This window comes from Streptomyces sp. NPDC055506 (assembly GCF_053643595.1).
In genome coordinates this window covers 1-16712 of sequence record NZ_JBSHKH010000064.1, presented here as the reverse complement: position 1 = coordinate 16712, position 16712 = coordinate 1, and the positions used below count along the sequence as shown (strand labels likewise).

Annotated in this window: 18 protein-coding genes and 1 pseudogene; 12 read left to right on the top strand and 7 right to left on the bottom strand. The window is 71.0% G+C overall.

Annotated features, from left to right (window positions below; all coding sequences use genetic code 11):
- Window positions 1-64: 64 nt before the first annotated feature.
- Entirely contained in the window at window positions 65-1732 is a 1668-nt protein-coding gene (locus ACWIF2_RS23525) for an FUSC family protein (RefSeq protein WP_454362603.1), read from the bottom strand.
- 159 nt (window positions 1733-1891) lie between these two features.
- On the opposite strand from ACWIF2_RS23525, the gene ACWIF2_RS23520 reads away from it, so the two are divergent.
- The 5 genes from ACWIF2_RS23520 to ACWIF2_RS23500 all read left to right on the top strand — a co-directional run bounded on the left by ACWIF2_RS23520 (window position 1892) and on the right by ACWIF2_RS23500 (window position 5848).
- On the top strand, window positions 1892-2425 hold the full coding sequence (locus ACWIF2_RS23520; protein WP_454362602.1) for a DUF5134 domain-containing protein: 534 nt from the start codon (window positions 1892-1894) through the stop codon (window positions 2423-2425).
- Window positions 2426-2536: 111 nt separating this feature from the next.
- Window positions 2537-3472, top strand: a complete 936-nt coding sequence (locus tag ACWIF2_RS23515; RefSeq protein WP_454362601.1) for a M56 family metallopeptidase — start codon at window positions 2537-2539, stop codon at window positions 3470-3472.
- 114 nt (window positions 3473-3586) lie between these two features.
- Window positions 3587-4288 carry a phosphatase PAP2 family protein gene (locus tag ACWIF2_RS23510; RefSeq protein ID WP_454362600.1) on the top strand — a complete coding sequence of 234 codons (702 nt, stop codon included), beginning with the start codon at window positions 3587-3589 and terminating at the stop codon, window positions 4286-4288.
- A 9-nt stretch (window positions 4289-4297) separates the two neighbouring features.
- On the top strand, window positions 4298-4987 hold the full coding sequence (locus ACWIF2_RS23505) for an HAD family hydrolase (protein ID WP_454362599.1): 690 nt from the start codon (window positions 4298-4300) through the stop codon (window positions 4985-4987).
- Between the two features lie 174 nt (window positions 4988-5161).
- The gene (locus ACWIF2_RS23500) at window positions 5162-5848 is read left to right on the top strand and encodes a TetR/AcrR family transcriptional regulator (RefSeq protein WP_454362598.1); all 687 of its coding nucleotides are present in this window, start codon (window positions 5162-5164) and stop codon (window positions 5846-5848) included.
- Here the strand turns inward: ACWIF2_RS23500 and ACWIF2_RS23495 are convergent.
- The gene (locus tag ACWIF2_RS23495; protein WP_454362597.1) at window positions 5836-7338 is read right to left on the bottom strand and encodes an LVIVD repeat-containing protein; all 1503 of its coding nucleotides are present in this window, start codon (window positions 7336-7338) and stop codon (window positions 5836-5838) included. The two genes, ACWIF2_RS23500 and ACWIF2_RS23495, sit on opposite strands and share 13 nt — an antisense overlap.
- A gap of 190 nt (window positions 7339-7528) precedes the next feature.
- Here ACWIF2_RS23495 and ACWIF2_RS23490 point away from each other — a divergent pair, with 190 nt between their 5' ends.
- Window positions 7529-8182: a DUF305 domain-containing protein gene (locus tag ACWIF2_RS23490; protein ID WP_454362596.1), complete on the top strand. Its 654-nt coding sequence runs from the start codon at window positions 7529-7531 to the stop codon at window positions 8180-8182.
- 70 nt (window positions 8183-8252) lie between these two features.
- Window positions 8253-8624, top strand: coding sequence for a VOC family protein (locus ACWIF2_RS23485; RefSeq protein ID WP_454362595.1), 372 nt, complete (start codon window positions 8253-8255; stop codon window positions 8622-8624).
- 181 nt (window positions 8625-8805) lie between these two features.
- Here the strand turns inward: ACWIF2_RS23485 and ACWIF2_RS23480 are convergent, their stop codons facing one another.
- Entirely contained in the window at window positions 8806-9282 is a 477-nt protein-coding gene (locus ACWIF2_RS23480; RefSeq protein ID WP_454362594.1) for a DUF6214 family protein, read from the bottom strand.
- A gap of 198 nt (window positions 9283-9480) precedes the next feature.
- On the opposite strand from ACWIF2_RS23480, the gene ACWIF2_RS23475 reads away from it, so the two are divergent.
- The gene (locus tag ACWIF2_RS23475) at window positions 9481-10824 is read left to right on the top strand and encodes an FAD-dependent oxidoreductase (RefSeq protein ID WP_454362593.1); all 1344 of its coding nucleotides are present in this window, start codon (window positions 9481-9483) and stop codon (window positions 10822-10824) included.
- An 80-nt stretch (window positions 10825-10904) separates the two neighbouring features.
- Here the strand turns inward: ACWIF2_RS23475 and ACWIF2_RS23470 are convergent, their stop codons facing one another.
- Window positions 10905-11255, bottom strand: coding sequence for an ArsR/SmtB family transcription factor (locus tag ACWIF2_RS23470; RefSeq protein WP_454362592.1), 351 nt, complete (start codon window positions 11253-11255; stop codon window positions 10905-10907).
- A 123-nt stretch (window positions 11256-11378) separates the two neighbouring features.
- Between ACWIF2_RS23470 and ACWIF2_RS23465 the strand changes: the two genes are divergently transcribed.
- Complete coding sequence (locus tag ACWIF2_RS23465) at window positions 11379-12458, top strand: NADH:flavin oxidoreductase/NADH oxidase (RefSeq protein WP_454362591.1); 1080 nt, start codon at window positions 11379-11381, stop codon at window positions 12456-12458.
- A 31-nt stretch (window positions 12459-12489) separates the two neighbouring features.
- Here ACWIF2_RS23465 and ACWIF2_RS23460 read toward each other — a convergent pair whose 3' ends face one another.
- The 3 genes and pseudogenes from ACWIF2_RS23460 to ACWIF2_RS23450 all read right to left on the bottom strand — a co-directional run.
- On the bottom strand, window positions 12490-13761 hold the full coding sequence (locus ACWIF2_RS23460; RefSeq protein ID WP_454362628.1) for an extracellular catalytic domain type 1 short-chain-length polyhydroxyalkanoate depolymerase: 1272 nt from the start codon (window positions 13759-13761) through the stop codon (window positions 12490-12492).
- A 129-nt stretch (window positions 13762-13890) separates the two neighbouring features.
- Window positions 13891-14208 (bottom strand): non-reducing end alpha-L-arabinofuranosidase family hydrolase, encoded by a 318-nt coding sequence (locus ACWIF2_RS23455; protein WP_454362590.1) that lies wholly within the window; start codon window positions 14206-14208, stop codon window positions 13891-13893.
- Between the two features lie 50 nt (window positions 14209-14258).
- A pseudogene (locus tag ACWIF2_RS23450) lies at window positions 14259-14390 on the bottom strand (non-reducing end alpha-L-arabinofuranosidase family hydrolase); the annotation flags it as partial.
- On the opposite strand from ACWIF2_RS23450, the gene ACWIF2_RS23445 reads away from it, so the two are divergent.
- The 3 genes from ACWIF2_RS23445 (at window position 14347) to ACWIF2_RS23435 (ending at window position 16660) form a co-directional block, all read left to right on the top strand.
- A complete protein-coding gene (locus tag ACWIF2_RS23445; RefSeq protein WP_454362589.1) occupies window positions 14347-14598 on the top strand; it encodes a hypothetical protein in 252 nt (83 codons plus the stop codon). The pseudogene ACWIF2_RS23450 and the gene ACWIF2_RS23445 overlap by 44 nt on opposite strands.
- A 250-nt stretch (window positions 14599-14848) precedes the next feature.
- Window positions 14849-15826, top strand: a complete 978-nt coding sequence (locus ACWIF2_RS23440) for a pectate lyase family protein (protein WP_454362588.1) — start codon at window positions 14849-14851, stop codon at window positions 15824-15826.
- Window positions 15827-15871: 45 nt separating this feature from the next.
- Complete coding sequence (locus ACWIF2_RS23435) at window positions 15872-16660, top strand: pectate lyase (protein ID WP_454362587.1); 789 nt, start codon at window positions 15872-15874, stop codon at window positions 16658-16660.
- The last annotated feature ends 52 nt before the right edge of the window (window positions 16661-16712 follow it).

Sequence of the window (16712 nt, the reverse complement as noted above, 5' to 3'; positions counted from 1 at the left end):
TCGGACGCCGACTGCGGTCCGGGTCCCGGGTCGTCCCCCGTGGGCGATGGTCCCTCCGTCGCCGTCATGGCCGTGCGTCCTCCGTCTCAGTGCCGGTGGTACCCCGCTCCGGGAGCAGCCCCTGGCGTCGTGCCGTAGCGGCGAGCGTACGGTGTCCGGACTGCTCGGCGAGCACGACCCGCTCCTGGGGCAGCGCGCGCTGCCACCATTCGCCGGCCGCGGCGTCCGCGGTGGCCCGCAGATCGGCCAGAGCGACGGCGAGGCCGCGACGGGCCGAATCCAAGGCGGCGGTGCCGGGGTCCGGCTCGGCCAGGAGACGGGCGGCGTGCTCGCGCGCCCGGTCCGCGGTAACCAGGGCCCGCTCGACACGGTCGCCAGCGCGCCGGTTGGTGACGGCCACGGCGGCGACGAAGCCCACCAGGGCACCGACGACGGTGTCCACGACGCGCTCCGTCATCAGCTCGCCGGGCTCCTGGAATCCGGCGAACTCGGTGATGAGCAGGGCCATCGGGGTCACGCAGACACTGCCGAGCCAGTAGTTGCGGCTGATCAGCATCTCGGCACCGAAGCTGAACGCGAGGCAGCACAGCACGAGGACCGCCTGGTCCAGGTGCGCGAGCGGTGCGACGGCCGCGAAGACGAGCACGCCGACGACGTTGCCGACGACCCGCTGGACGGCCCGGCTCCAGGTCAGGGCGATGTTGGCCTGGTAGAGCGAGGCGGCGGTGACCAGCGCCCAGTACGGGCGGCCGATTCCGAGGGCGAGGGAGGCGTAGCCGGCGAGTGCGCAGCCGAGCGCGGTGCGCACCGCGAGCGGGGTCAGCGGGCCGAGCCGCGCCCAGAGGGAACGGGCCGCGTCCACACCGAGCAGTTCATCGGCGGCAGCCCGGGGCAGACCGGCCTGCGGGACGGGCCCGGTACCGCGCAGTGCGCGCGCCCACGCACGCAGCCGGCCGGCATCCGACTCCCCCGGCGCCGCGAGGGCGACCTCGGCCCGCACGACGAGCCGTTCGAGAGCGCGCCGGGTCCGGGAGGGCGCGCCGGTGGACAGCAGTGACTGCCAGGCGGCCTGGACGGCGGCGTAGCCGGCGGCACGGGCCCGGGCATGGCCCTCGCCCGTGCCGCCTGTCTCGGCGTAGGCAGCCGCGGCCTTCAGCGCACCGGCGGTGGCGCGGCGTTCCGGGCCGTGCGGACGGACCAGCGCGGGCGCCATGCAGACCAGCCAGGCCCAGGCACCCGTCGCGGCGGCCAGCGCCAGATGGCCAGGGACCCGGTCGAGGGTCCCCGGCGCGAACAGCGAGGCGGAGCTGACGAATGTGAGGACGACATTGCCCGGCGGGCCGACCCGGGTGGCGTCGCACAGCACCTTCTGCGCGGCGGCCAGCAGGGCACCGACCGTGACCAGCACGACGGCGCTGCCGGTGAGCGAGGCGGCGACCAGGGCGACGGCGAGCCCGCCGAGCATGCCGAGCACCACCCACACCAGGGCCACGGCCCGCGCGGCGTAGGGGCGGTTGTGGGCGTACAGCGCGCACAGGGACCCGGCCATCGTGTACATCGCCAGGTCGAGCCGGCCGAGCGCCAGGAGGGTGAGGTTGGGCGGGGCGATCGCCGCGACCACGCTCAGCGCGGGCTTGAACCAGATCTCGGAGGGCCGGCCGACGCGCAGCACACCCGCCAGCGGGAGTCGCCGGGCGTGTGGGGAGGCGGGGGTGGGGTTCGCGCTGCTCATTCCCACAAGATTAGCAGGTGTTTTACTCGTAAAACAGATTCGTTCCGCGCCGCTCACCTGGCGTGCTCCGCCGAATGCTCCCCGTGTACACCCTTGCGCTCGCGTGCGCGCCGCATGGCCCGGGCATCGAATGACCGACTGTCGAGCGGGGAGGTACGGGTGCACGGACCGGCTTCGTCCGGCTGGCTGCTGGTGGCGCTCTGCGCGGTGACCGGCGCCTACTGCCTGGTGCGGATGCGCAGCGGCGGTGAGGCGCTGATGGGGTTCGGGATGGCCGCGATGGCCGTTCCGGCGGCGGTGTTCTCCCCGCCTTCGTGGGCCTGGCTCGCGTACGCGTTCGTGTTCGGCGCGGCCGCGGTCCACGCGCTGTGGGCGGCGCGGGCCGGGGCACACCATCTGCATCACTTGGCGGGAGCCGCTGCGATGGTCTACATGTCCGTCGTCATGGCCGGCTCCCCCGCACACGCGCATGGTCAGGGCGGGTCGGGAGTTCCGCTGCTGACGGGGGCGTTGCTGCTGTACTTCGCCGGATACGTGCTGCTGGCCGGCGTCCGGCTGGTGCCGGTGCCCGCCGTGGCCGGGAGCGGGGCCGCGAGCGGCGGGTCCGCCGGGTGGGGCGACCGGCCGGAGCTGGCACGGGCCTGCCGGCTGTCCATGGGGATCGCGATGGTGGCGATGCTGCTGACGCTGTGAGCCGGGACGCCTCGTGGCACCGTGCGGATCGCCGTACGGATCCGTTGCCTGCGTCACTTCGGCGGCACAAGTCGTACCGCTGGGCGGCGCCGCGCTCATAGGCTGCCTCCCATGATGCTCCCCGCGGCACTGTTGCTGCTCGGCGCCCTGACCGCCGTGGTGGCTCCCCGGCTGCTCGCCCGGGCGGACTGGCCCGATCGGGAGCCGGTGGTGGCGCTGTGGGTGTGGCAGTGCGCGGTGGCGGCCGTGCTCGTGTGCTGTGCGCTGTCGATGACGCTCAGCGCGGCGGCGGCCTGGCACGCGGTGGGCGGGCATGTCTTCGCGACGGCGCCGAGCGCGGCCGTCGAGGCCTATGCCCTCGGTACGGCGGGCCCTTGGGCGGCGACCACGGCGGTGGCGCTGGCCTGCGGGGGTCTGTGGAGCGCGGCGATGCTGGTCCGCGAGGTCGGCCGGGCGCGCGCCCGGCGCCGCAGCCGGCGCGCCGATCTGCTGGTCCGGGCGCCGCTGCTGCCGGGCGAGGTGGCCGTGTCCGGTCGGCTCGTCGTCCTGGAGAGCGAGCGGCCCGACGCCTGGTGGCTGCCCGGCACTCCGCCTCGACTGGTCGTCACCACGGCCGCGTTGCGCCGGCTGAAGGGACGGCAGCTGGATGCCGTGCTCGCCCATGAGCAGGGGCACGCGCGGGCCCGGCACGACTGGCTGCTGAACTGTTCCTCCGCCCTGGCGGGCGGCTTTCCGCAGGTGCCGGTGTTCGCCGCTTTCCGCGACGAGATGCACCGCCTGGTCGAACTCGCCGCCGACGACACGGCCTCCCGCCGCTTCGGCCGGCTGACCACTGCCCTGGCCCTGGTCGAACTGAACGACCACCGTGGTGTGTTCGGCCCCTGCCCGACGCCGCAGGCCCATGTCCCGGCGCGGGTGCACCGCTTGCTCACTCCCCCGGACCGGCTGACCGCCGCACACCGTCTGCGGCTGACGGCGGCGGCCGCGCTGGTGCCCGTGGTGCCGGTGTTGCTGGCGTTCATACCGGGGCTGCGGGCGCTGGGATAGCCGGCGCACGGGACACGGGCGCGGGGCTTTCGATGTGGCCGAAGTCCGGGGTTTGGGATCCGAAGATCACCACCGCACTGGATCCGGAGCCCCCGGTTCGGCGAGGATCGCATCATGCACACCTCGTCCGTGGACTCCCCGCCCCGTCCCGAGCACCGCACCGCCGCCGGTTCCGCCGGTGTCCTGGCCCTGTGCTCGGCTCTGCTGCTGACCCTGGTCGCGGTCAGATGGAGCCCGTTGATCACCACGGACAAGGACATCTCCGGCACCACCCACCGCTGGGCGGTCGACGAGGCCGGCATCACCCAGGCGTTCCGCATCCTGACGGACTGGGTGTGGGACCCGTGGACCATGCGTCTGCTGTGCGCGGCGGTCGTCGTCTGGCTCGTCGTACGGCTCGCGGCGCGCTGGACGGCCGTGTGGCTGGCACTGGCCGTCACGCTGGGCACGCTGCTTCAGCAGGGCCTCAAGGCAGCCGTGGACCGTCCCCGTCCGGTCTGGCCCGACCCGGTCGACTCGGCCCACTACTCGGCCTACCCCTCGGGCCACGCCATGACCGCCACGGTCGTGTGCGGTCTCCTGCTGTGGCTCCTGCACCGTCATGGTGTGAGCCGTGCCGTGTGGCGTACCGCCCTGGTCGTGGCCGTCGTCTCCGTGATCGGGGTCGGGCTGACCCGCGTCTGGCTGGGTGTCCACTGGCCGTCGGACGTGGTGGGCGGCTGGCTGCTGGGCGCGACAGTGGTCGCCGTGGCGGTGTGGGTGCACCAGCGTGCCGGCATCCGTGAACACCCGCGGGAGCCGGGCGCGCCCTCGTAGGATCACCCCATGACCGCCGTGCTGTTCGACTTCTCCGGGACCCTCTTCCGTGTCGAGTCCACCGACTCCTGGCTGCGCGGCACCCTGGCCGGCACCGCGATCCGGCTCGCGGAGGCGGAGATGGCCGCCGCGGCGCGTGCTCTGGAGGCGGCGGGGGCACTGCCGGGCGGTGGCGATCCCGCCCGGGTCCCGGAGGAGCTGGCCGAGGCCTGGCAGATCCGGGACCAGAGCGCCGAGCTGCACCGGGCCGCGTACACCGGTGTCTCCCGCCAAGTCACGCTGCCCGACCCGGCGTTGCACGACGCGCTGTACGAGCGCCATATGGACCCGGCCGCGTGGGCCCCGTACCCGGACGCCGTCGAGGTGCTCCGTACTCTGCGCGAGCGGGGCATCCCGGTCGGGGTGGTCAGCAACATCGGCTGGGACCTGCGTCCGGTCTTCCGCGCGCACGGCCTGGACCCCTACATCGGCGCATACGTCCTGTCGTACGAGCACGGCATCCAGAAGCCCGACCCGCGGCTGTTCGCCGCCGCCTGCGAGGCGCTGGGCGCCGATCCGCGCCGGACGCTGATGGTCGGCGACGACCGCAGGGCGGACGGTGGTGCCACGGCTCTGGGCTGCGGGGTGCACTTCGTGGACCATCTGCCGGTGACCGACCGGCCGGACGGACTGCGGCCGGTCCTCGACCTGGTGAGCTGAGGGTCGCACCGCCGGAACAAGCAGCCCGAGGCGACCATCCGGTCTTCAGCTCGCCCGCCTCGGACGATCCCCCGTGTCGCCCGAGGCAGACGGCATCCCCGGCTGGGACCGCGCGGCCCGGCCGGATGCTCCGAGTATAGTTGGCTGGCAGCCAGCCAACGCAGGAGTTTCAGCATGTCCCCGCGCAGCGCCTCGGTCAATGAAGAGTTGCGGAGACGTTCGAAGGAGCGGCTTCTGCAGGCGGCGGTCGAGCTGGTGGACGAGCGCGGGTTCGAGGCGACGACGCTCGGCGACATCGCCGACCGGGCGGGTTCGGCGCGCGGTCTGGTCTCGTACTACTTCCCCGGCAAGCGCCAGCTCGTGCAGTCCGCCGTGCACCGGCTGATGCACCGCACGCTGGAGGAGGCCCTGGAGCGCGAGCCGCGCACCGAGGACGGCCGGGAGCGGATGGCGCGGGCCATCGACGCGATCCTGGGCCTGGCCGGGGACCGGCCCGTACTGATGCGCCAGCACATGGCCGGGCTGCTGCAGGCCGAGGGCTTCGTGCCCTGCCCGGAGCAGCGGCGGCTGGCCGAACTGCTGCGGGACACCGTCGCCCGGCTGGGCTCGCGGGACGTCGAGAGCGACTACCCGATGCTGCGCGCCCTGTTGATGGGTGCCGTGTACGCGGCGCTGGTGCCCGGGGTGCCGATGCCGGTCCCGGTGCTGCGGGCCGAGTTGTTCGAGCGCTACCGGCTCGACTGGGAGCTGGGTGTCCCGCCGGAGACCGGAGCCTCCGACGGGACGGGTGACAGGGATCTGTCACGGTTCTTCGCGACCGGGGCCGCACCGGGGCACGGCCCGGAGGGTCAGTCGAAGTAGTCCGGCTGCGTCTGCACGTTGAGTTCGCGCATGTGGACCTTGCGGGCCGGGTCCGTGCGCCGGTCGTCGATCTTCAGGACGTCGAAGCCCCTGGCGTACTCGTTCGACCAGATGTAGCCGTTGTAGTAGTACGCCGACCACGAACCGCCCGACTTGATCGTGTCCGTGGTCAGCGGACCGCGGTCGAAGTAGGCGATCTCCTTCGGGTTGCTCGAGTCGGTGAAGTCCCAGACGGAGACACCGCCCTGGTACCAGGCCTGGACCATCAGGTCCTTGCCCTTGACCGGGATCAGCGAGGCGTTGTGGGCCACGCAGTTCTCGGTGTCCGCCTGGTGGCGCGGGATCTTGAAGTAGCTGCGGAAGACGAGCTTGCGCTTGTCGCCCTTGCCGACGATGTCGTAGATGCCGTCGGCGCCGCGGTTCGGTCCGATCTCCGCGTTGCACGTGGCCGCTCCGCCGCCGCCCAGCTCATCGGCGAAGACGACCTTGTTCGCCTTCTGGTTGAAGGTCGCCGAGTGCCAGAACGCGAAGTTGACGTTGTCCTGCACGCGGTCGATGACCTTCGGACGCTCTGGGTCCCTGATGGAGAACAGGATGCCGTCGCCCATGCAGGCGCCCGCGGCCAGGTCCTTCGAGGGCAGCACGGTGATGTCGTGGCAGCCGGTGGTCTTGGAGACGCCCGGGTTGGTGGGTCCGCCCGGGTTGCCGCCGCCGTCCGGCCCCTCACCGGGGAACAGCACGGGGAAGCCCACGACCTTCGCCTTCTCGGGGGCGTCGCGCGGCACCTTGATGACGGAGATGCCGTCGTGAGGCGGCTGACAGTCGGGGTACGTGGCGTTCGGCGAGTACGAGGAGACGTACACGTAGACGTTCCGGCGCTCGGGCACCAGCGTGTGGGTGTGCGAGCCGCAGGCGGTCTCGACGGCGGCGACGTACCTCGGGTTGCGCTTGTCGCTGATGTCGAAGACCTTCATGCCCTCCCACGAGGACTTCTCGGTCGCCGGCTGGGTGGTGCTGGTGCAACTGCTGTCGCTGCGCGAGGAGTCGGTGGACAGGAACAGCAGGTTGCCGGAGACGGAGATGTCGTTCTGCGAGCCGGGGCACAGCACCTGGGCGACGGTCTTCGGTGCCTTGGGGTTGCTGATGTCGAAGATGCGGAAGCCGTCGTAGTTGCCCGCGAACGCGTACCTGCCCTGGAAGGCGAGGTCCGAGTTCGTGCCCTGGAGCACGTCCTTGGGGACGAATGCCAGGTGCTGGATGTTGTCGGAGTGGACGATCTCGTCCTGGGCGGGTATCTCGCCCTTCTCGATGGCATCACGGACCTCGGCCTGGGCGCTCTTGGAGACCTTCTTCGGCGCGGGCGGCGCGTCCCCGGGGTCGGGGGTGGCCCCTGCCGGTGCCGCTGTGAGGAGCGCGGCCAGCAGTCCACCGGCGGCGGCGAGGACGCCCAGGCGTCTGCGGCGTGTTCTGCGGTCGTTCAACAGGATCACTGTTTTCCTCCCTGGTTCCGTTCACTGCGGAACGGTTCACGCACCACGCAGTATCGTCTTCGCCATGCACATACCAATAGGGGGCAACAGAATCGCAATGAAGTTTTGCGATCAATGACCCGCGGAAGCGTGCCAGTACGCCGTCCGCAACACGAGGTGCGCCCCAACCCGCCCGTCACAGGAGGTCGTTGTGCTCTTCCGCCGCGTGTCTCGTGCGTCCGTCGTCACGACGGGGCTGGTCGCCCTGGCCGTGCTCGCGGCCGGGGGCTGTGACTCCGGTCCGGACCGGAAGCAGGCCGCCGCCGACGGGCCCGCCGTGATCGCGCCGGGTGAGCCGGGTGAGGCGAACCGCACCCTGTCCGCCGAAGAGGCCGCCGAGCAGAATCCGGAGAACGACTCCCCCAACGCGGCGGACGTCTCCTACGCCCGGATGATGATCGAGCACCACGCCCAGGCCCTGGTGATGACCGAACTCGTCCCGAGGCGCGCCGAGTCGAAGGACGTGAAGCGGATCGCCGAGCGCGTCGCGGCCGGCCAGAAGCCCGAGATCGAGGCCATGAAGGGCTGGCTGAAGTCGTACGGCAAGCCACTGAAGGCCGAGCGGCACGAGCACGCCACGATGCCCGGCATGGCGACCGAGGCCCAACTCAACAAGCTCCGGGCAGCCGACGGCAAGGCCTTCGACCACCTCTTCCTCACCCTGATGACGACCCATCACCAGGGCGCGATCACCATGGCGACGGACGTGAAGGGGCAGGGCAACAACATCCGCGTCGAGGAGATGGCCGACGAGGTGATCGCTCAGCAGACCAGCGAGATCACGCGGATGCGGGACATGCTCTGAGCTTGTTCTTCAACCTTGGGTTGGGCCCCCGCAGTTTGGCCCGCTCGGGGGCCGGTGGCAGAGTGTGCCGGTGATCGGACGCCTGTACACCGTTGTCATCGACTGCCCCGACCCGGATGACCTCGCCGGTTTCTACGAGAAGCTGCTGTCCCTCTCACGGCAGGCGGACACGGGCGACTTCGTCGTGCTCCAGAACGCGGCGGGTACCCCGGTGGTCGCCTTCCAGCGGGTGGACGACTTTCGCGCGCCGCGGTGGACGGATTCCGCGCGTCCTCAGCAGATGCACCTCGACGTGATGGTCACGGACCTCGATACGGCTGAGGCTCAGGTGCTCGCCCTCGGCGCGACGCTGCTGGATGGTTCGGACAAGCCGATCGGTTACCGCGTCTACGAGGACCCCGTCGGCCATCCCTTCTGCCTGATCACTCCCGAGGGAGCCTGACCCTGCCATTCGGGATCCGGCTTCGAGAACGACCCGAACTGGGTCGCTGACCTGGGCATTCGCCGGACGCTGAGGCGGCCTTCGTCCGCGACCTGCGGCACCCCTGGGAGAGGCCGCACCGCACCGCACCGCACCGCACCGACAGGCTGAGTGTCGCGGTCGCGGTCGCGCCGCGGCCCGCTCAGCGCCGTGCGCGGCGTGGTGTCAGTAGGCCCGCGTCCCGGGCCTGGCCGATCAGCCTCAGCGACTTGCGGCGGCTGTGCCCGGTCGCGCACATCACGGCGAGGACCGGGTCGGCACCGCCCTGCTGGGCCGCGCGGTACTCCTGCGCCACCAGCCACCGCCCCTCGGCGCCGCGCGGCCAGACGGCCCGGGCCCGGCGCCCCGGGCCCGCGCAGCCCTCGGGAGCCGCGCCCGCACCGGCGCCGCACGCCTCGGCCAGCGATTCCTCGAACCAGTCGGCGAGCACCGCCAGGTCGTCGAGGGACAGCGCGGGCTGGGCGCGTACCTCCTCGACCCCGACGCAGCCGCCGGCCACGACCGCCAGCGCGTCGACGTGGGCGCCGTCCGTGAAGGCGAGCCGGACGTCGAACCACCGCGTGGCGTCCTCGTTCTCCCGCACTTCCCACGCGGGCCGCACGGATACCGCGCCGTCCACCGGAGAGCGATCGGAAAGATTAAGAAAGGATGCTTCCAGCACACACGGAACGTAACCGCATGATCACATTCGCTATAGATCCGACACGCGCCCCGGTCGGAGCACAGCACCCTGTCAGCGGAGCCCGGCCGGTGCGATGCTGGAGACATCAGCGCTCTCCTGAGATCCCCCGGGATCTGACGGGTAAGGAGTTCCGCCGTGCTGCGAGTCGCCGTCGTAGGCTCCGGGCCGAGCGGGTGCTACACCGCCCAGAGCCTCGTCCAGCTCGACTCCGAGGTGCGCGTCGACGTCCTGGACCGGCTGCCGTGCCCCTACGGCCTGGTCCGCTACGGCGTGGCGCCCGACCACGAGAAGATCAAGTCGCTGCAGAACAATCTGCGCACGGTCCTGGAGCACGACCGGGTCCGGTTCCTCGGCGGTGTGCAGGCGGGCCCCGGCGGGGTGCCTGCCGCCCGGCTGCGGGAGCTCTACCACGCGGTGGTGTACTGCGTGGGAGCCGCCACGGACCGGCATCTGGGCATTCCCGGGGAGGACCTGCCGGGGAGCTGGTCGGCGACGCAGTTCGTGTCCTGGTACAGCGCCCACCCGGACGCCGTGGACGGCGGTTTCCTGCGGGACGCGCGGTCGGCCGTGGTCATCGGCGTGGGGAACGTCGCCGTGGACGTCACCCGGATGCTGGCCCGGGGGCTGGCCGAGCTCAGCCCCACCGACATGCCGCAGCGGGCGCTGACCGCGTTGGCGGCGAGCCGGGTGTCCGAGATCCACATGGTGGGCCGGCGCGGCCCGTCCCAGGCCCGCTTCACCACCAAGGAACTGCGCGAGCTGGGCACCCTGCCGGGGACGGACGTCGTCGCGGACCCGGCGGAGCTGGCGGCGGACCCGGGGTACACGGACCCGTCCGGGCTGCCGGCCCCGCAGCGGCGCAACGTGGAGGTGCTGCGCGGCTGGGCCGAGTCCCCGCCGGCCGGCGCCCCGCACCGGATCCGACTCCGCTTCTTCCTCCGCCCGGTCGAACTGCTCTCGGAGCAGGGCCATGTGGGCGCGGTGCGGTTCGAGCGGACGGCACCGGACGGGCATGGCGGCGTGACGGGCACGGGCCGGTACGAGGACATCGAGGCGCAGTTGGTGCTGCGTTCGGTGGGCTACCTCGGAGTGCCGATGGAGGGCCTGCCGTTCGACGCCAAGACCGGCACCGTGCCGAACCTGGCCGGACGGGTCCTGCGCGAGGGCGTCGTCACGCCGGGCGAGTACGTGGCCGGCTGGATCAAGCGCGGCCCGACGGGTGTGATCGGCACGAACCGCCCCTGCGCGAAGGAGACGGCGATGTCCCTGCTGGAGGACGCCCCGCTCCTCGCCGCCAAGGACGTCCCCGAGGACACGCTCACGGCCCTGCGAGCGGAGGGAATCGACCCGGTCGAATGGACAGGCTGGCAGTCGATCGAACGGGCGGAGGCGGAGCTGGGAGCGTCACTCGGCAGGGGCGTGGTGAAGCTTCCGGATTGGCAGTCCCTGATGACCGCCGCGCAGGGCAAAGTGGTTTAGGGGCGCGGGGCTGTGTCGATTTGCGGCTCCGCCGCGTGGGCGCGACAAGCCACCGGCGGCCCGCAGCGAACCACGAACGATCACCCTCCGAGCCTCCCGGCCTGCCTCCCCGCGGCGTCGAGCAGCGCATCCAGCAGCCCCGGAAACAGCCCCTCCAGATCGTCCCGCCGCAGCCCGTTCATCTTCGCCGTCCCGCGATAGACCTGGCAGATCACCCCACTCTCCCGCAGCACCCGGAAGTGATGCGTGGTCGTGGACTTCGTCACCGGCAGGTCGAAGTGCGAACAGGACAACTCCCCGCTCGCCGCGGCAAGCTCCCGCACGATCCGCGACCGCATGGGATCGGAGAGCGCGTGCAGCACATCCTCCAGCCGGATCTCGTCGCGCTCGGGATGCGGCAGGGCGCGGCTGCTCACGGCGGGGGACGTCACGGCGGCTCCACTTCCTCTTCCTCGGGGACTCCATAGTACGAGAACCCTCGTAGTTTGACATCCACCGTACTACGATGCCTATCGTACGAGTCGACACCGGTCCCGTAATGAATGGAGTCCGCCGTGACCGCGCTCTTCGAGCCCTTCACCCTGCGCGATGTGACGATCCCGAACCGCGTGTGGATGCCCCCGATGTGCCAGTACTCGGCTGCACCGGAGGGCCCGGAGGCCGGCGTCCCGAACGACTGGCACTTCGCGCACTACGCCGCCCGCGCGGCCGGCGGCACAGGCCTGATCATCGTCGAGGCCACGGCTGTCTCCCCGGAGGGCCGCATCTCCCCGTACGACCTCGGCATCTGGAACGACACGCAGGTGGAGGCCTTCCGCCGCGTCACCCGCTTCCTCGCCGAGCAGGGCACGGTGCCCGCGATCCAGCTCGCACACGCCGGGCGCAAGGCCTCGACGGACCAGCCCTGGAAGGGCGGCGCCCCGGTCGGCCCGGACGCGTACGGGTGGGACTCCGTGGCGCCGAGCCCCCTCGCGTTCGACGAGCAGCACCCGGTCCCGGCAGAGCTGACCGCCGACCAGATCAAGGACATCGTCGAGCAGTTCGCCGCCGCGGCCCGCCGTGCCCTCGCCGCCGGTTTCGAGATCGCCGAGATCCACGGCGCCCACGGCTACCTGATCAATGAGTTCCTCTCCCCGTACTCCAACCACCGCACCGACGCCTACGGCGGCTCGTACGAGAACCGCGTCCGCTTCGCCCTCGAAGTGGTGGACGCCGTACGGGAGGTGTGGCCGGACGACAAGCCGCTGTTCTTCCGTATCTCGGCGACCGACTGGCTCGAGGACGGCGGCTGGACCGCTGACGACACCGTCCGCTTCGCCGCCGACCTGCGGGCCCACGGCATCGACCTGCTGGACGTCTCCAGCGGCGGCAACGCCTCCGGCGCCCGGATCCCCAGGGGCCCCGGCTACCAGGTGCCCTTCGCCGCCCGGGTCAAGGCGGAGACGCCCCTGCCGGTCGCCGCGGTGGGACTGATCACGGACGTCGAGCAGGCCGAGAAGATCCTGGCCAACGGCGAGGCCGACGCGGTCCTGCTGGGCCGGGAACTGCTGCGCAACCCCTCCTGGGCCCGGCACGCGGCGCGGGAACTCGGCGGTGAGGTCCGGGTGCCGGACCAGTACCACCGGTCGGTCTGACCGGCACCCGGATCTCGGAGCATCCGCTGCGTCAACCTGCCGTGCACGCCGTCCCGTTGAGCGTGAAGGCGGTCGGAGCGGCGCTGTTGCCGCCATGGCTCGCCTGGTAGCCGATGCCGACACTCGCGCCGGGTGCGATCGTGCCGTTGTACGACACGTTGGTGGCGGTGACCGTCCCGGACGACGGCGCGTAGGTGGCGCCCCAGCCGCCCGTGACGGTCTGGCCGGCGGGGAGCGTGAAGCCGAGTTTCCAGCCGTTGACGGTCGTCGTACCGGTGTTGGTGAGGGTCACGGACGCGGTCAGGCCGGTGTTCCAGGCGTTCACCGTGGACGTCACCTTGCAGGCTCCGGGCTGGGGCTGCGGCGCCGGGCCCGACCTGTCCAGGCCGAAGAAGGTGAGCACGCGGGAAGCCATGCCGTTGGCGTACAGGTTGTGGCCGACACCCTGGAGGCTGATGGCCTCCACGGGGGCCCGGTCACCCGTGGAGCCGTAGCGGGTGCGGGTCCAGCCGGACTGCGGTGTGTCCGTGGCGGTCGGCGTCTGGCCGGCACCGTGCACGTTCGTCCACTGCTTGATCTGTTCCCCGAAGTTGGGGTAGCGCAGGACGTCGTCCTGGGTGCCGTGCCAGATCTGCATCCGCGGGCGGGGACCGGTGTAGCCGGGGTAGGCGCCCCGGACCAGGTCGCCCCACTCCTTCGGGGTGCGGGTGAGCGTGCCGCCCGAGCAGTTGCTGTTCCACTCGGAGCCGTCGGTGGTGGCGAAGCAGGCGAACGGGACGCCCGAGAAGGCCGCGCCCGCCGCGAACACGTCGGGGTAGTCGCCGAGCAGGACGTTCGTCATCATCGCGCCGGAGGAGATACCCGTGGCGAACACCCGGCCGGTGTCGGCGTCGTAGGTGCGGGTGACCCAGTCGATCATCGACTTGATGCCGACGGGGTCGCTGCCGCCGCCGCGGCGCAGCGCCTGGGGCGAGGAGACGTCGAAGCACTTGCTGCTGCGGGTGACGGACGGGTAGAGCACGATGAACCCGTACTGGTCGGCCAGGGTGTCGTACTCGGTGCCGTTGTACATGTCCGGGCCGGAGCCGGTGCACCAGTGCACGGCGACCACGACCGCCGGGTTCGGCGTGACGCTCTCCGGCACGTACAGGTACATCCGCAGGTTGCTGGGGTTCGTACCGAAGTTCGTGACCTCGGTGAGGGCCGCGGCGGGCACCGCCCTCTCGCGGGCAGACTCGCGGGCGGGCCCGGCCGGCTCGCGGGCGGCGGCCGCGGGTGCGGTGAGCATGGTGGCCGCGAGCATCGGCAGCAGCGCGGCGACGAGCGCGAGGAGTAACGACCGCAGCGGTCTCCTCGCCGTGGGGCGGGGGGTGGCAGGCACGTCCGTGTCCCTTCCGTTGTGAGTGCGGCACGCAGGACGTCGTACGGCGGTTCAGCAGGTGGTGTCCGTCTGGGTCAACGGGTCGATCGTGAGGGTCTGGTCGACACCGGAGCGGATCATCTCGCCATGGCTGAAGTCCCTGGCCCAGGCCGGTTGTCCGGACTCGAAGGTGACGTTGTTCGAGCGGGCGAAGGAATTGGCCTCGGTGTCGGCGAGCGGTGTCCAGGCGCCGCCCGGGCTGTCGGCGCGCCAGGACCGGAAGTAGCGCCGCCAGTCGGATCCGGTCGCGAGCGCCTCGACGAGCATGAGGTAGCCGGAGCCGTCGCCGAGCCGGTAGACGTTGCCGCCAAGTTCCGCGGCGCGCTCCAACTGAGCGTGTCCGAGGGCGCCGAACCGGCCTCCGACCAGTCGGTGAAGCTCGTGTGTCCCAGGCTCCAGCGTCCGGCGATGTCGGCAGTCGTGAAGTAGACGTGCCAGCGGTCCCGGTAGCGGAAGACCGTAGGGTCCTTGACCGAGAGGATCGGGTGGGCCGCGTCCGACTTGGGGCTGATCAGCGGGCCGCTCGACGTCCACGTGAACGAACCCGGCAGCGATCTCTCGTGGCCGGGCCGCGAGGTGCCGGCGGCCGCCGGTCCCGGCGCCACGGCCAGGGCGCCGACGGCCACCAGCAGGAACACCAGTCCACTGACGAACGTACGCATGCGCGGAGTCCTCATCGACCCGCCCTCTCGTGAAGGGAAGCGTCCGTCGGCATGGTGACATGCACATGGCTTTCATGGAAGCGCTCCCACACCACCCCCGAGACACCCCCACCCTGACCAGGACCGGCCGAATGTGTTCTGCGCGAGGCGTTGACTAGAAAGCGCTTGCCCCCTACGTTCCGTTCAGCAGTGTGACCGAGGCCTTCGGGCCGGTCGTACGCAGCGCGTGCGGTGAACAGCATGGCGAACGTCATTCATGTACATGACCGACTTGCACCATGACGGCACCACGAAGGGACGCACCCCACATGCGTACTCCCCCACGTACACGTGTACACAGAACCACTCTGACCGTCGCCGCCGCGTCCGCGTTGGCGACCGTGGCGGTCCTGGCCGTTCCCCAGCCGGCCGGGGCCGCCGAGACCTCGCCGATCGGGTTCGGCGCGGGGACGACCGGCGGCGGCAGCGCCTCGGCGGTCACCGTCTCCACGCTGAGCGCCTTCAAGTCGGCGGTGACCGGCAACACGGCCAAGGTCGTCCGGGTCAACGGCCTGATCCCGCTGAGCGGTCAGGTCGACATCGGGTCCAACACGACCGTTCTGGGCGTGGGTTCGGCATCCGGGTTCACCGGTGGCGGACTGCGGCTGAAAAAGGTCTCGAACGTCGTCGTCCGCAACCTGAACATCAGCAAGCCCGTCGCACCCGCCGACGGCATCACCGTCGAGGCGTCCACCAAGGTCTGGATCGACCACAACTCCTTCTCGGCCGACCGCGATCACGACAAGGACTTCTACGACGGCCTGCTGGACGTCAACCACGGCGCGGACAACGTCACGGTGTCCTGGAACACCTTCAAGAACCACTTCAAGGGCTCGCTCGTCGGCCACAGCGACAACAACGCGAGCGAGGACACCGGCAAGCTGAAGGTGACGTACCACCACAACCACTTCGCCAACGTGTACTCGCGCATCCCCAGCCTGCGCTTCGGCACCGGGCACTTCTACAACAACTACGTCGAGGGCGCCGACACCGCCTGCCACTCGCGTATGGGCGCCCAGATGCTGGTCGAGAACAACGTCTTCCGCTCGACGAAGATCGCGGTCACCACGAACCGCAGCAGCGACGTCGACGGATACGCCAACCTGCGCGGCAACGATCTCGGTGGAGCCGCCACCGAGGTCTCGCGCGTCGGCAGCTTCACCAGCCCGCCGTACGGCTATGCGGCGGAGCCGGCCTCGTCCGTCGTCACCTCGGTGACGTCGGGTGCGGGCGCCGGAAGGCTCTGACACCTCACCTCCCTCACTCATCGAGACGACAGAAGGAATCGGGACATGACTTCTGCGACACGCCCGCGCGCCCGGGGGCGCGCACTGACCGGCGCACTGGCCACCCTCGGCCTCTCGGTTGGCATGATCATGACCACCAATGCGCCCACAGCGAGCGCCGCCACCTGGCCGACCCCCAACGGCAGCCAGGGGACCTCAGCCACCATCTCCGTGTCCGGCACCAAGGACTACGGGATGAAGCGGTACTACGGGACCGGGGACCTGGCCGGTGACGGCCAGGAGGAGGGCCAGGACCCGATCTTCAAGCTCGCGGACGGCGCGGTGCTGAAGAACGTCATCCTCGGCGCGCCCGCGGCCGACGGCATCCACTGCGAGGGCAGCTGCACGCTGCAGAACGTCTGGTGGGAGGACGTCGGCGAGGACGCCGCCACCTTCCGCGGGGGCAACGGCGCCACGTACCAGGTGATCGGCGGTGGCGCCAAGAAGGCGGCGGACAAGGTCTTCCAGCACAACGGCGGCGGCACGCTGAACATCTCCAACTTCGCGGTGCAGGAGTTCAAGACGCTGTACCGCTCCTGCGGCGACTGCTCCACGCAGTACACGCGCAAGGTCAACCTCAACACCATCGACGTGACCGGCACGGGCTCCACCGCCCGGATCGTCGGCATCAACGTCAACCGCAACGACGCGGCAACGCTGCGCAACGTCACGATCCGCAATGACTCAGGCCGCAAGGTCGTCCCCTGCCAGAAGTACAACAACAACACCGCTGTCGGGTCGGGCCCCGACAGCAAGAACTGCCTGTACTCCACCTCGGACGTCACCTACAGGTAGCCCTCAAGTAGCTCCCCCCACGGTGAAGGCGGCCGTGCGCAGCGTCCCGGCG